The sequence below is a fragment of the Brevundimonas sp. R86498 genome (assembly GCF_044598075.1).
GTDB lineage: Bacteria > Pseudomonadota > Alphaproteobacteria > Caulobacterales > Caulobacteraceae > Brevundimonas.
This window is the reverse complement of sequence record NZ_CP139004.1, coordinates 1,707,163-1,720,528: the sequence shown is the minus strand read 5'-3', so window position 1 is coordinate 1,720,528 and position 13,366 is coordinate 1,707,163. Positions and strand designations below refer to the sequence as shown.

The 13,366-nt window shown below is 68.0% G+C and carries 11 protein-coding genes; 6 read left to right on the top strand and 5 right to left on the bottom strand.

Annotated features, from left to right (window positions below; genetic code table 11):
• Nucleotides 1-111 precede the first annotated feature (111 nt).
• Genes SJY26_RS08405 through SJY26_RS08390 form a run of 4 tightly spaced genes read left to right on the top strand, consistent with a single transcriptional unit; the run spans nucleotide 112 to nucleotide 4,814 of the window.
• Nucleotides 112-1,578 (top strand): DUF1800 family protein, encoded by a 1,467-nt coding sequence (locus SJY26_RS08405; protein ID WP_396592610.1) that lies wholly within the window; start codon nucleotides 112-114, stop codon nucleotides 1,576-1,578.
• Nucleotides 1,575-2,774, top strand: a complete 1,200-nt coding sequence (locus SJY26_RS08400; protein ID WP_396592609.1) for a DUF1501 domain-containing protein — start codon at nucleotides 1,575-1,577, stop codon at nucleotides 2,772-2,774. Before SJY26_RS08405 ends, SJY26_RS08400 begins: the two co-directional genes overlap by 4 nt.
• A gap of 34 nt (nucleotides 2,775-2,808) precedes the next feature.
• Nucleotides 2,809-3,291, top strand: coding sequence for a PH domain-containing protein (locus SJY26_RS08395; protein WP_396592608.1), 483 nt, complete (start codon nucleotides 2,809-2,811; stop codon nucleotides 3,289-3,291).
• Complete coding sequence (locus SJY26_RS08390; protein ID WP_396592607.1) at nucleotides 3,288-4,814, top strand: PH domain-containing protein; 1,527 nt, start codon at nucleotides 3,288-3,290, stop codon at nucleotides 4,812-4,814. Before SJY26_RS08395 ends, SJY26_RS08390 begins: the two co-directional genes overlap by 4 nt.
• On the opposite strand, the gene SJY26_RS08385 is transcribed toward SJY26_RS08390, so the two are convergent.
• The gene (locus SJY26_RS08385; protein WP_396592606.1) at nucleotides 4,815-6,356 is read right to left on the bottom strand and encodes a 2-dehydro-3-deoxy-6-phosphogalactonate aldolase; all 1,542 of its coding nucleotides are present in this window, start codon (nucleotides 6,354-6,356) and stop codon (nucleotides 4,815-4,817) included.
• Nucleotide 6,357: 1 nt separating this feature from the next.
• On the bottom strand, nucleotides 6,358-7,932 hold the full coding sequence (locus SJY26_RS08380) for a sodium/sugar symporter (protein ID WP_396595675.1): 1,575 nt from the start codon (nucleotides 7,930-7,932) through the stop codon (nucleotides 6,358-6,360).
• A 178-nt stretch (nucleotides 7,933-8,110) separates the two neighbouring features.
• Between SJY26_RS08380 and SJY26_RS08375 the strand changes: the two genes are divergently transcribed.
• Entirely contained in the window at nucleotides 8,111-8,884 is a 774-nt protein-coding gene (locus SJY26_RS08375; protein ID WP_396595674.1) for an IclR family transcriptional regulator, read from the top strand.
• Between the two features lie 14 nt (nucleotides 8,885-8,898).
• On the opposite strand, the gene SJY26_RS08370 is transcribed toward SJY26_RS08375, so the two are convergent.
• Nucleotides 8,899-9,834: a Gfo/Idh/MocA family protein gene (locus SJY26_RS08370; protein ID WP_396595673.1), complete on the bottom strand. Its 936-nt coding sequence runs from the start codon at nucleotides 9,832-9,834 to the stop codon at nucleotides 8,899-8,901.
• Nucleotides 9,835-10,083: 249 nt separating this feature from the next.
• Between SJY26_RS08370 and SJY26_RS08365 the strand changes: the two genes are divergently transcribed.
• Entirely contained in the window at nucleotides 10,084-10,572 is a 489-nt protein-coding gene (locus SJY26_RS08365; protein WP_396595672.1) for a hypothetical protein, read from the top strand.
• 18 nt (nucleotides 10,573-10,590) lie between these two features.
• Here the strand turns inward: SJY26_RS08365 and SJY26_RS08360 are convergent, their stop codons facing one another.
• Nucleotides 10,591-11,487, bottom strand: a complete 897-nt coding sequence (locus tag SJY26_RS08360) for an ROK family protein (RefSeq protein WP_396595671.1) — start codon at nucleotides 11,485-11,487, stop codon at nucleotides 10,591-10,593.
• A 24-nt stretch (nucleotides 11,488-11,511) separates the two neighbouring features.
• On the bottom strand, nucleotides 11,512-13,323 hold the full coding sequence (locus tag SJY26_RS08355) for an alpha-amylase family glycosyl hydrolase (RefSeq protein ID WP_396595670.1): 1,812 nt from the start codon (nucleotides 13,321-13,323) through the stop codon (nucleotides 11,512-11,514).
• Between the last annotated feature and the right edge of the window lie 43 nt (nucleotides 13,324-13,366).

Below are 13,366 nucleotides of genomic sequence, written 5' to 3'. Positions count from 1 at the left end.
CCGGAAAGCTGACGTCTCTCGTTGGCCATCGACCGGGATCAGGTCGCGGGACCGACGGAGAATCCGTCACGAGGCGTTGGAAGAATACGGCCTGACCGGCGAGGATGGACCATGCCCCCTCACAACGACGCACAGCTGGACGCGGCCATCGCCCTTACCCGCTTCGGCCTGGGTGCCCGGGCTGGAGAGATCGAGACGGTGGCGCTCGACCCCCGCGGCTGGCTGAACGCCCAGATCCGGGCGGATGGTGCCCCCCTTCCGGCGGGGCCCCTGGCCAACTCGCCCGCGCGGTTGCAGGCTTGGCGGGACTATCAGAACGAAGGTCAGAGGGCCCGCGAGAGGGCGCGAGCAGCGGTCAATGCCGCAATCCCGGTCGTGACCACCGTCGCGGACGCCGATGCGGCGCAGGCACGCGCCGCCTTCGACGCCCGTCGTGAAAGCCGACGTGCGCTTGCGCAGGGAACCGCTGGCGAATTCCTCGCGCGCGCGACGCTGGGAGCGACAACGGATGCCGGCTTTTCCGAACGCTGGGCCCTGTTCTGGGCCAATGTCTTCACGGTCTCGGCGAGCCGGTTTCCGTCCTCGATCGTCGTCGGCTCCTATGAGCGCGAAGCCATTCGGCCCCATGTGTTTGCGCGTTTCGAGGATTTGGTGATCGCTGCCGATACCCATCCGGCCATGCTGATCTACCTCGACCAGGCCCGCTCCGTCGGACCGAACAGTCGAGCCGGCACCCGACGGCGCGCTGGGTTGAACGAGAATCTCGCACGCGAGATTCTGGAGCTGCACACGCTGGGCTCTGACGGTGGCTATAGCCAGAACGATGTGACCGAGCTCGCGCGGGCTCTGACCGGCTGGACCATCCCGTCCGCACGGGATGGCAACGGGCCAATGCGCGCGGATGATGTCGGGGCGGGGGGACACGGAGCGGTCTTCCGCCCCCTCGTCCACGAGCCGGGCGAGCGCACGATCCTGGGGCGGGCCCACGCAGACACCGGGGCGGAACAGGGCCTGTCGGTCCTGCGCGATCTGGCCAACCGGCCCGAGACGGCCCGCCGGCTATCCCGGAAGATCGCCACTCATTTTGTGGCGGATGATCCGCCGCCGGCTCTGGTCGAGCGGCTGGCGACGACCTGGATCCGGTCGGGGGGAAATCTGGCGCGCGTGGCCCGAACGCTCGTGATGTCGCCCGAGGCCTGGCATCCCCACCCCGCCAAGATGAAGACGCCCTATGAGTTCGTGATCTCGACCCACCGGGCTTTGGGAACGCGACCACGCCAGGTCAAGCCGCTGCAGCAGGCCCTGGACCGGATGGGGCACCCCGCCTTCAGCCCCCCTTCTCCCGAGGGTTGGCCTGACATGGCGGCCGACTGGACCGGTCCGGATGCGCTGGTCAAACGGCTGAACTGGGCCACGGAGGTCAGCGGGGCAGCGCGCGTCGACGAGCCGAACGTCGTGGCGGCCGCGGCGCTCGGGGCACGACTGTCCGAGCGGACGCGGCTGGCCGTGGCCCGCGCAGAGAGCCGCACCGAAGCCCTGACCCTGTTCCTGATGTCCCCGGAGTTCCAGCGCCGATGACCGTCCTGCCCCCTCTGAACCGACGCCTGTTGCTCGGCGGACTGACCGCAGGAATCGGGCTGGCTTTCGCTGGCCGAACGGGCGCGCAAACAGGGGCTGAACGGCAGAAGCTGGTCGTGATCCTCGCGCGCGGTGCCATGGACGGTCTGTCCGTGACTGTGCCATGGGGCGACCCCGCCTATCAGGCCCTGCGGGGTGCCCTTGCGATGCCGGGGCCGGGTGAGCCCGGCGGGGCCCTGTCGCTTGAGCAGGGCTTCGGCCTGCATCCCGCCCTGACCACTCTGCACGAGCTGCATTCAGCCGGGCAGATGCGGTTCGCGCCCGCCGTGGCCATTCCGGTGCGGGTGCGATCCCATTTCGATGCGCAGGACATTCTGGAAACCGGCGGCGAAAGCCTGGCATCACAATCCGACGGCTGGTTGAACCGGGCGATCGTTGCGGCAGCCGGTCAACCCGGGCTCAGGGGTCTGTCGATCGGGGCACAGACACCGCTGATCCTGCGGGGAACTGCGCAGACCTCCAGCTGGGCCCCCGGGGGTCGGGTCAGGGGTGAAGACCGCATCGCGTCCCTCCTTCAGGACCTCTATGTCGACGACCCGCTTCTGGGCCAGAGCCTCGCGCGAGGCCTGGAAACCGAAGCCCGGGCCATGGCCATGGGGGACGGGACCAGCCCGCTCCGTCGCAGCGACATCGCCGGCATGGGACGGTCGGTGGCGCAACTGATGGCTGGTGAAGACGGCGCAGATGTCGTGGCCCTTTCGGTCGATGGCTGGGACACCCACGCCGGTCAGGTCGGCCAGCTGCAAACACGGCTTCGGGGCCTCGACAGCCTGATCGGCGGGTTAAGGACCGGTCTTGCCGCGGACTGGGACCGGACCGTGCTGATTGTCGCCACCGAGTTCGGCCGGACAGCCCGGGCGAACGGCACAGGCGGCACCGATCACGGCACGGCTTCGTCCCTGCTTCTGGCGGGCGGCGCGATCCGGCGCGGTGGGCCCATCGGCGACTGGCCCACCCTCGCCGACAACCGGTTGTTTGAAGATCGCGACCTGGCCCCGACCCTCGACGTGCGGTCGATCTTCAAGGGCGTGCTGCGCGACCACCTGGGCGTGGACCGGTCCGCACTCGACACCCGGGTGTTTCCCGACAGCCGCAGCGAGGCCCCCACACTGGATGGACTGATCCGGACCGCTTGAGGCCGAAGGCCGCGCAGGCGCATAAGGGACAGCGATGGCCCCTGACCCTGTTTCTTTGCAGCCCCTGGAGCGCGGCTACCTGCGCGTTCTGCGCATCCGGTCGGCCCTCGGCTGGCTGGTTCTCGCCGCAATGGCAGCGGTGGCCGACGCCGGACTGCAGTGGCGGATGGAATTCCCGCCGGGCGTGGTGGCCGGACCGGTCCTGATGTTCGGCCTTATCTCGATCTTCTACCTTGTGCCGGGGCGATGGCGGCGCTGGGGCTATGCCTTCACCGGGCGCGAGCTTCACGTAGCCAGCGGGTGGCTGGTGCGGGTGCACACCATCGTGCCCGTCTCCCGCGTACAGCATATCGATGTCAGCCAGGGCCCGATCGAACGCGGCGCGGGGGTTGCCACCCTCAGCCTGCACACGGCCGGCACCGAGAACAGTCTGGTCGTCCTGCCGGGCATCTCCCGCGAACGCGCCGAAAGCATCCGCGACGCGATCCGCGCCCGGATCAGCGACACGCCCTGGTGAGCACCGCCGTCCCCCCGACCGACGATGCGCCCGTGCCGCCGCGACGGCTGGATCCACGGACCGTGCTGATCCGGTCCCTGAAAGGGTCGCCGTCGGCCATCGTCGGCCTGCTGCCCCTGGTTCTGGCCTGGTCACAGGGGCGCAGCGTCCCGCTCGGCCTGCTCGCCATGGTTTTTGTGCTGGTGGCGACGATCGCCGTTCTGTCGAGCTGGCTGGCGTGGCACTTTTTCACCTATCAGATCCTGCCGGGGCAGTTGGTCATCGAACGCGGCCTGATCCGGCGAACCCGCCGGTCGATCCCGGCCGAACGCATCCAGGACGTCTCGATCACCCAGGGCCCCCTGTCGCGCGTCCTCGGTCTGGCGCAGGTGCGGATCGAGACCGGTGGCGGCGAGGCCGACGAAGGCCTGCTCGACAGCGTCAGCCTGGCGGAGGCGCATCGACTGCGCGCCGTGCTCCGCAGCATCCGCGCCGGCGGAAACCAGGTCGGGGACGGTGCCACCATCGACGGGCACCGCAGCGGGCAACCGGGCGACCTCGCGGACGAGGCCGAGACCACCGTCTTCCGGCTGGGGTTCGGGCGGCTGCTCTTTTCCGGGCTGTTCAAGTTCTCCCTTGTCTGGATCGTCGCCATTTTCGGCCTCCTCCAGTACTTCGACCAGGCGCTTGGCTACGATCGCGAACAGTGGCTGGATCTGTACGGGGCGGCCGAACGCGAGGTGCAGTCGCGCCTGAACGCCCCGGTGCTGTTCGGCGCGGCCGGAGCCGCCCTGGTGCTCGGTCTGCTGGCAGGTGTCGTGCGCACGGTCCTGCGGAACTTCGGGTTCACCCTGTCCCACACCGGCGCGCGCTTTCGCTATCGGCGGGGCCTGCTGACCCGGACCGAGGTGGTTGTGGCTCAGCGTCAAATTCAGCTGGGTCTGGTCGAACGCGGGGCCCTCAGCGGACGGCTGGGCTGGCGGGCTTTCAAGGTGCAGACCCTGGGCGGCAGCGATGAAGCGTCGGGTCGGCAGGAACTGGCCCCCTTTGCGAGGCCGGCGGAAATCGCCCCACTCGTGGACCTTGCCGGCCTCCCGCCGTTCGAGCGGTCAGGGTTGCAGCCCGTCTCCGCGTCGCACCGGCTGGGCGGGCTAGGTGCCCCCCTGATTCTCGCTGTCGGCATCGTGGGACTGGCGGCGACGGTGTTCCTGCCTGCGGCCCTGCTTCTGCTGACCCTGATCGTGCCCCTCGCGGTCGCCGTGCTCCGCCCGCGCTTTCATCGCTACCATCTCGCTGAGACCAGCATTCAGGTCACGCGCGGAGTCCTGACCGGCCGTGACTGGACTGTGCCCTACGGAAATGTGCAGGCGATCACCATTCGTCGCGGCCCGATCCAGCGCCTGCTCGGCCTTGTCACGGTGCGGATCGACACCGCCGGCGGCGGTGGGCTCCACAGTCCGCATGTCCAGGATCTCGACGAGGCGGCCGCGGCCTCGCTCGTCCGTGAGCTGACGGACCGGGTCACACCTGCGGACTCTCCGTGATCACGGCTTGCCCGGTCTGGTGTCGGTCGCGGAAATCCAGGCCTCGGCGAACGCACGGGCGCGGGCCCCGACCTCGGCCGGAGCGAAGCCGGGTTTGAAGATCGCCGACCCGACACCGAATCCCGAGGCTCCGGCCGAGGTCCACAGCGGAACGTCTTCGGGGCTGGCCCCGCCCACGGCATAGACCCGCGTCTCCGCAGGCAAGACCGCCCGCACGGCTCTGAGGCCCTGCGGCCCCGCCACTTCCGCAGGGAACAATTTCAGCGCGTCAGCCCCGGCGTCCAGCGCGGCAAAGGCTTCGGACGGCGTGAAGAAGCCCGGAATTGACAGCAGGCCCAGCCGTCTGGACTCCCGGATCACCGCGGGATTGGTGTTGGGCGAGATGATCATCTGGCCGCCGGCGTCAGCCACGGCCTGGGCCGCCTCGACACTCAGCACCGTCCCCGCCCCGACCAGGGCACGGCCGTCCAGCGCCGCCCTCAACAGCCGGATACTCTCCAGCGGACGCGGCGAGTTGAGCGGGACCTCCAGACAGACCAGACCGGCCGCGACGATGGCCTCGCCGACAGCGACCGCCTCGGCGGGGTTGAGGCCCCGCAGGATCGCGATCACGGGCAGGGTATCGAGCGTACGAATCATTCGACTCGCCTCATGGATGCGCCAAAGCCCCCGGGCCGTGGCGGCCGCTCCGTCCGCCGTCCGGACTTCGGAAAAGCCGGCAATCCTGAGCGCTGTGGCATAGCGGTCGTTCAGGGCTGTGGTTCCAACCAGGGTGACGGGCCCCTGGGGATCGTCCATCCGGGTCGCGACCTCGGCACCGATCAGTATCCCCGACAGGTAGTCCGCAGCGGCGGGATCACCCAGCCGGCCGGCCAGTCTCTCGACGCGGACGGAAAACAGGGTGGCGGTCAGGGCAGGCTCCGCCAGGGCGCGCCGGACGCCGGCGGCGAACGCCGCTGCATCCGCTCCCGCCTCGCCCATCCCGGCGCCGAGGATCGTCCCCTTGCGGATGGCCGAAAACAGCTCCCCGGTCATGAAGGTCTGGCATGACAGCACCTCCCCCGGTCGGGCGGTGATCCATTTGGAATGGGTGCCAGGCGCAACGATGCGGTGGAGACCCGGCGTCAGGTCGAGGCCCATGACCTGGGTCTCCTCGCCGCGCATGACATCGACCATCAGGCCATCAGCGACCGTCTTGAGACCGGGCACCAACCGGACGTCCGCCCGGTCTGCAGGCGAGGCAAGGCCGGCGGCGAGGTCCTGCAGGGTCGCCGGAGCGGCGAGATAGGGCATCTCCCGCCACTTTCCGCGCGCGCCCACCATGCCGCAGGCCAGCACTGGAAGGCCTTCCTCAAGCCACGCCCCGGCGACCTCCCCGAGCACGCGCGAGAAGGCCTCCGACTCCAGAGCCCCCGCCCCGCGCGGATCCGAGCGCGCGGCCAGAACCGTCCCGTTCGGCCCGATCCTCAGGACACGCAGATTGCTGGTCCCCCAGTCGAGGCCGATCAGAACGGCCCCGTCGTCGGGCGAGACAGCGCTCATCTCACCACCAGATGGCATAGACGGCGATCAGGAACAGGATCACGCCGACCCCGGCGATATTGAACCCGGTCGAGGTTCTGTAGGACACTCCGTCGAACCGGATCTGCATTGTCCCTTCCCGGGGCGGCGACATCAGCGAAACCACGACGGCAGCGGCCAGCGACGCAAGGAACACCACCCCGACGCGGTTCATGAAGGGGAAGGCGAAGATGTCGGCGTATTGCAGCCACCAGAACACCCCCGAAAGCACCACCGACAGGATTGCTCCCGTCAGGGCCCCGGCCTCGGACGCCCGGCCCCAGAACAGGCCGAGAATGAAGATGACGACGATACCGGGCGTGAAGAAGCCGGTGAACTCCTGGATGAACTGGAAACCCTGCTCGAAATTGCCCAGCAGGGGCCGCGCCGTCAGCACCCCGATCAGCATGGCGGCGAAGGCCGCGAACCGGCCGACCGTCACCAGATGTCGGTCCGAGGCGGCCTTGTTGGCTTTGGCGTAGAGGTCGAGCGTGAAGATGGTCGAGATCGAATTCACCTTGGATGCAAGGGAGGCGACGATGGCCGCGATCAAGGCCGCAAAGACCAGCCCTTTCAGACCCGCAGGCAACAGGTTCATCATCGTCGGATAGGCCTGATCCGGAGCCGACAGGGCCGGGGCCAGCACGAGCGCCGCCATGCCCGGCAGGACCACGATCACGGGCATCAACAGCTTCAGATAGGCGGCGAAGGCGATGCCTTTCTGGGCTTCACCGATCGACCGGGCGGCAAGCGCCCGCTGGATGATGTACTGGTTGAAGCCCCAGTAACTGATGTTCATCACCCACAGCCCGCCCAGCAGAACGGCGATCCCGGGCAGCTCGTTGAAGTTAGGATTGTCCGGCGACAGGATCATGTCGAACTTCTCTGGAAACTCCGTCAGCAGGATGTTGAACCCGCCGAGCGCCCCCGACGCCCCACCGATTTCGCTGAGCGCGATGAAGCCGATGATCAGTCCGCCGGCGACCAGCAGGGCCACCTGGACAATATCGGTCAGGGCCACGGCCTTGAGACCGCCCCAGAGCTGATAGGCCAGGGCGAAGATGCCGATCGCCACGATCGCATAGGTCTGGTCAAGACCCGTGACAGTATTCACCGCGATCGACCCCAGCCAGAGGATCGAGGTGACGTTGACGAAGACGTAGAGGAGCAGCCAGAACAGGGCCATGACATTGCGGATCGTCGGCCCGTACCGCTGCTGCAGGAACTGCGGCATGGTGACGATGTCATTGCGGATGAAGATCGGCAGGAAATACTTGCCCACGATCAGCAGCGTCAGCGCCGCCATCCACTCATAGGCCGCGATGCCCAGGCCGATGACATAGCCCGAGCCGCTCATGCCGATGATCTGTTCGGCCGAGATATTGGCCGCGATCAGCGAGGCCCCGATCGCCCACCAGGGAAGGTTTTTGGACGCCAGAAAATAGTCCGTCGAGGTCTTGGCTCCGCCGGACGTGTTCCGCGAGACCCACTGGGCCAGGCCAAAGATGAAGACGGCATAGATGCCGAGGATCACAAGATCGATCGTCGCAAGCGACATGGCGAAGCCCCCCCGGCCGGGCCCCTGGCGGGCTCAGGTCGCGGACGCTAGGTGAGCGTCTGTCCGCGATCAACAATTTTTCATATGCAGTTTATCGTTTACAGGTGGCACGGCCAGCTGCGATGCCATGCCTGATTTCGCCACATCGGGGACAGACGGCGCATCCACAGGGGATCCCATGACGCGCACCGCGGAGTCGGAAGACCGCAAGTATCGCGCACCGGCCCTCGAGAAGGGTCTGGACGTGCTCGAACTGCTGTCGACGCACGGCACACCGATGACGCCCTCGCAGATGTCAGGCCGACTGGGACGCTCGGTCAGCGAGCTGTTCCGCATGATCCAGGTGCTGGAGTTCCGCGGCTACATCGAGGCTTCCGCCGAGGGATACAGCCTGACCAACCGCCTGTTCACCCTCGGCATGGCCCAGGCACCGGTGAAATCGCTGACCGAGACCGCCCTGCCCGTCATGCGCGATCTGGCGGGTGCCACGGGTCAGTCCTGTCATCTGGTCGTGCCGTCCGGAGACCAGATCGTTGTCATCGCCCGGATAGAGAGTCCGGGCGATCTGGGCTATTCCGTGCGGGTCGGCTACCGGCGCAACCTGATCGAGGCGACCTCCGGCCTGCTGTTCTACGGGTGCGCTTCCAACGCGGCCCGCCAACGCCTCGCCACCCTGCTGGAAGAGCGGTTTGGCCAGCGCAAGACCGCGCAGTTCATCGCCCTGGCGGAGGCGGCCGGAGCCTGCGGCCACGTCGAACGGGCCAGCGACTTCGTCAAGGGCGTCACCGACCTCGTCGCGCCGATCATGGGGGCGGACGGCATCATCGCCACCCTGATCACCCCCTTCATCCAACAGACGCCGCCGACCTGCGACATGCCCACCTGTATGGACCGTCTCCGTGATGCTGCGGCCACCATCTCGGACGAAACGCGGACGATCTCGCAGGCCTGACAGCCGGGCGCACCTCAGTCCTCGAAAGGCTCAACGATCTCACGCCGGCCCAGCATGAACGCGTCTGCAACGTGCCGGAACGGCTCCAGATCGACATCGCTCCCGCCGCGACGGATCAGGTCCGCAAAGCGGCTGTAGAGCCGTGGATACTCACCGGCCAGTCCCTCCTGGCCGAGCACCCGGGCCGCTCCGTCGATCACAAGCCGGCTGCCGCCCTCGTGAAGCGCCAGCGTTCCTGCATCGGTCTCGACCAGGATGTCCCACGACTGTTCGCCGGTCTGGCGGAAGTCGAACTCGATCGAGACCGGCGCACCCGACACACTGTGCATCGTCAGCTCCGCGGCGATCGGGGCGGCCCGATTGGACGGAAAGGCCAGGGTCGCCCGATCAAGCACCAGCGCCTCCGGCAGGATCCGGGTCAGGATGGAAAGCGCATTGATGCCGGGATCGAACACCCCCAGCCCGCCGGGCTCCCAGATCCACTGCTGCCCGGGATGCCAGCGTCGGACATCCTCCTTCCACACGACCCGGATGGACCGGATGATCCGGTCACGAAGCCAGGCGCGGGCGGGCTCAACGCCTGCGGCCTCGCGGGAATGCCAGGTGCAGAACAGGGTCAGGCCCTGCGCGGCGGCCAGCGCCGACAGATGCTCGACTTCTGCCACAGTCGCTCCGGGTGGCTTTTCAAGCATCACATGCCGACCCTGCTCCAGCGCCGCGCGGGCGATGGAGTGGCGGCCGACGGGGGGCGTGCAGACACTGACCGCCGAGATCGTGGGTTCCGCCTCGAGAAGTGCCTCAATTGAGGGATAGGCTGGCAGCCCTTCGACCCCGTCGTGATGGGTGGCAACGGCCACCAATTCAAAGTCATCGCCTTTCCGCAAGGCGGGCAGATGCTGATCGCGGGCGATCTTGCCCACTCCGACCAAACCGATCCGGACCGGTTCCATGACATCTCCAGCAAGGGCGTTGGGCAGGCCTTGGCCCGCATGGGCCTGAGACCCCGGCGCGCCGAGGCGGACAGACAGGCAGGAACTCTAGGGCCGGATCCCCTGAAGGGGAATGCGATCCTGCCCGGAAGGGATCAATCCATGGCGTCGCGCACCGGCACGGATGCCATTCACGCTTCGACAACCGTATCGGTTCACCCGGTATTCGCCCGCAGGGGCATACGGTTTGGGCTCACCGGGATCACCGCCTTGCTCACACCGAAACGTCTGGTCGGCCTCTTGCGTCTGGGCGCGCTGATTGCGGGTGCCCTCCTGACGGTTCTGCTGCTGGGTCCCTTCCAGGGACTGGAGCGGCATCTGGGCCTCAGCGACACCGTCGCCCATGCGATCGCCTTCTATGCCGTCACCGTCGGGCTCTTCGCCATCGCCCCGCACCGCCGGCGGACCGACCTGGCGCTTGCAGCCCTTGCGTTCGGCGTCCTGATTGAGTTGGGCCAGGGCGTGACCGGACGCAGCCTCTCACTGACCGATCTGGCCTGGGACACAGCCGGCATCTCAGCCGCGCTCCTGCCCGGTCTTGTAGAGCGACTGCGCCATCTCGTGCGCGTCGCGCCCGATCAGGACTTCGCGACACTGCGGACCCAGGATCGGCGCAGATCAGCCGCGCTTGGGTCGTCCGACCGTCCGGCCGTCGCTCCGGTCTCGCCAGTCTCGCGCCGCCGCATCTCCGCCGGCTGAGCCGACCGAAGCGCACCTTCAGAGACACTCCGCCGCCCGCGCATCCCCGGCCAGGAGAAGCGCACCCAGCACACCCGAGCGGTCGCCGAGTCCCGGCGACTGAAGGTACCGACCCAGCGCCGCCTCCGTGTCCAGAGCCGGGAGATAGCCGCCCAGTTCTGCGCGCAAGGCCAGGCGAACCCGGGCCAGCAGGTGGACGTTCGCACCGACACCGCCCCCGAGAAGGATCCGTTGCGGGGCCAGGGTGTAGGTCAGGGCTGCCGTCATCTGCGCCAGATAGCCGGCAATGATGTCCCAGGCGGGATCGTCGGCCGCCAGTGTCTCAGCCCGACGCCCCAGCCGGGCTGCGATGGCCGGCCCGCTGACGAGACCCTCCAGGCACCCGCCATGAAAGGGGCAGCCCCCGGGGAAGTCATCCCCGGGGTCGCGGCGGACCGGCAAATGCCCCGCTTCGGGATGGAGCACGCCGCGCACGAGCGCCCCGTTGACGACCACGCCCATGCCGACACCGGTTCCGACCGTGACATATACATGATCCGACAGGCCCTTCGCAGCGCCCCAGCGGCCCTCCGCGAGCGCGGCCCCTCCGACATCGGTCGCCAGTCCGACCGGAACGCCGAAACGCCGGAGCGGCTCAAGCAGATCTGCATCCGACCAGTGAAGCTTGGGCGTTCTCAGGATCCGGCCATAGCGGTCGCTCGCCGGGTCCAGGCCAACCGGCCCGAAGCTCGCCACACCGATCGCCGCCAGCGCTTGCGTCCGCGACCTCGTCTCAAGCACCCGAACCACTTCCGCCAGCGTCTCCCCGGGCGTCGTGGTCGGGATGCGGATCGGCGGCTCCAGATCGTCCGGTCCGGACCCGAAGCCGATCACGACCTTGGTCCCGCCCAGTTCAATCCCCGCAAACAGACTCATTGATCGGCAACCCACCACAGCACTTCATAGGGCCCGAGACTGACCGGTCCTGCGGGAACGAGGATCGAGTTCGAGCACAGACAGGCCGGGGCGGTCAAAGCCCGGGGGACGATCAACCACGACAGCGCGATCCGCAAAATTGGCCAGACACAGGAACGGACGCCCCCCGGACCGGCTGAATCCCAGCACCTGCGCCGGCTCCAGCGGCACCGGCTCGGCCCGGCCTGAGACACCCAGCCCGTTCAGCGCCCGCGCCCCTTCACCCAGCGTCCGCATCGCCGTGAGGACCACCGCCGCCGCACCGCCCTCCTCGCTGGTCGCGGCGGACATCGCGGTCGCTGCCGTGCCCCAGCGCATCATGGGCCGGTGCAGCCACCGGCCTTCATCGCGCCGCAGGGGATCGTCGGCATAAGCTTCATCATTCCCGAGCGCGATCTCGTCACCCATGTAGATCAGCGGCCATCCATCCAGGGCGTGGACCACGGCATAGAGCAGGATCAGCCGTCCGAGGGCCAGCGACGGATCCACATCCGCGCGCTGAAGTCCCACCAGGGCCGCCGCCATCCCGTTCGTGGAGGGAACGCCGCCTGCTGCGGTCTGGAACCGGCGGCCGCTGGAAAATCCGCCACCGTCATAGAAGGCGGACCAGCGCGCGAGGTCCTGAGGCGAGGCGTAGGCCGCCAGCGCATTCCAGATCAGATCATCGTGGCAACGCACGTAGTTCAGCCAGGCCCCCTGATCGGGACGGGCGGCCGCCGCCTTGAGGACGGCGCGGACGATCCCGACATCCTGATCCGCCAGCGCACCCCACAGGGCCGTCATGACCCCGTTGTTGTAGGCGAGATCGCACCCGTCCGCGTCACGTCCGAAGAAGGCGAGAACGTCTTCCAGACTCTCGATCGCCTCGGCCAGCAGCACCACGCCCGGCGCGGCGATATCCAGCGCGGCCCTGAAGGCCTCGATGATGGCATAGGTCTCGGGCTGGTTGCGGCAGGATGTGCCCGGCCGCTTCCAGAGGAAAGGCGCGCTGTCCAGCCGGAAGCCCTGAACGCCCCTGTTGGCGAGAAACAGCAGGACCTCGAGCATCTCGAGGAAGACGTCCGGGTTGGCGTAATTCAGGTCCCACTGGAAGGGATAGAAGGTCGTCCAGACCCAGGCATCCAGATCCGCATCATGCGTGAAGCTCCCCGGGGCGGTGTCCGGAAAGACGTCGATCAGGGTCCGCTCCCACCCGGCGACGCCCTCTGCCGTCTCCACCGTGTGGTAGTAGGCGCGATAGACCGGATCCCCGGCCCTCGCCCGGACCGCCCAGTCATGCTCCCGTGCCGTATGATTGCAGACGACATCGAGCAGCAGTCCCATGCCGCGCGCGCGAAGCTCTGACGCCAGACGCTCCAGCGTGGCCATGTCGCCCAGCGCCGGCTCAACCTCGCGATAGTCCTGAACCGCAAAACCGCCGTCACTGTCTCCCGGTCTCGCCCGCAGCAGCGGCAGGGGATGGAGCCAGCGAATGCCGAGTGAGGCCAGGTAGTCGAGTTGGTCGATGACCCCCTCAAGAGTCCCGGCGAAGCGATCGACGTAGAAGGTATAGACCGTCTCGCCCGACCGGCGGGTCCACGCCGGGTCCGCCACGCGTTCACGGTCCAGCGCCTTCAGCCCGTCCGGCCTCTGCTCCGTGGCGCAGCTGAGGCTCTGCCCGACGCGTTCGAGCAGGACCCCGGCCTGATCGCCGTAAAGCCGTTCCAGCGTGCGCCGCAGGACATCGGCCGGGGGCTCCGGCCTTGAAATCGGGTTCGATGGCGAGCCGGGGTCCACCCGCTGTGCAACCGTCGTCATCGTGCCGAGCAATCCGTCTTCAGGCCAGTTTCAGCAACGCCTT

Excerpts from the sequence above, each read along its gene's own strand:
- SJY26_RS08395 (WP_396592608.1), top strand. The coding sequence starts at position 2,809 with ATGGCCCCTGACCCTGTTTCTTTGCAGCCCCTGGAGCGCGGCTACCTG.
- SJY26_RS08360 (WP_396595671.1), bottom strand. The coding sequence starts at position 11,487 with ATGAGTCTGTTTGCGGGGATTGAACTGGGCGGGACCAAGGTCGTGATC.
- SJY26_RS08380 (WP_396595675.1), bottom strand. The coding sequence starts at position 7,932 with ATGTCGCTTGCGACGATCGATCTTGTGATCCTCGGCATCTATGCCGTC.
- SJY26_RS08370 (WP_396595673.1), bottom strand. The coding sequence starts at position 9,834 with ATGGAACCGGTCCGGATCGGTTTGGTCGGAGTGGGCAAGATCGCCCGC.
- SJY26_RS08400 (WP_396592609.1), top strand. The coding sequence starts at position 1,575 with ATGACCGTCCTGCCCCCTCTGAACCGACGCCTGTTGCTCGGCGGACTG.
- SJY26_RS08355 (WP_396595670.1), bottom strand. The coding sequence starts at position 13,323 with ATGACGACGGTTGCACAGCGGGTGGACCCCGGCTCGCCATCGAACCCG.
- SJY26_RS08405 (WP_396592610.1), top strand. The coding sequence starts at position 112 with ATGCCCCCTCACAACGACGCACAGCTGGACGCGGCCATCGCCCTTACC.
- SJY26_RS08375 (WP_396595674.1), top strand. The coding sequence starts at position 8,111 with ATGACGCGCACCGCGGAGTCGGAAGACCGCAAGTATCGCGCACCGGCC.
- SJY26_RS08385 (WP_396592606.1), bottom strand. The coding sequence starts at position 6,356 with ATGAGCGCTGTCTCGCCCGACGACGGGGCCGTTCTGATCGGCCTCGAC.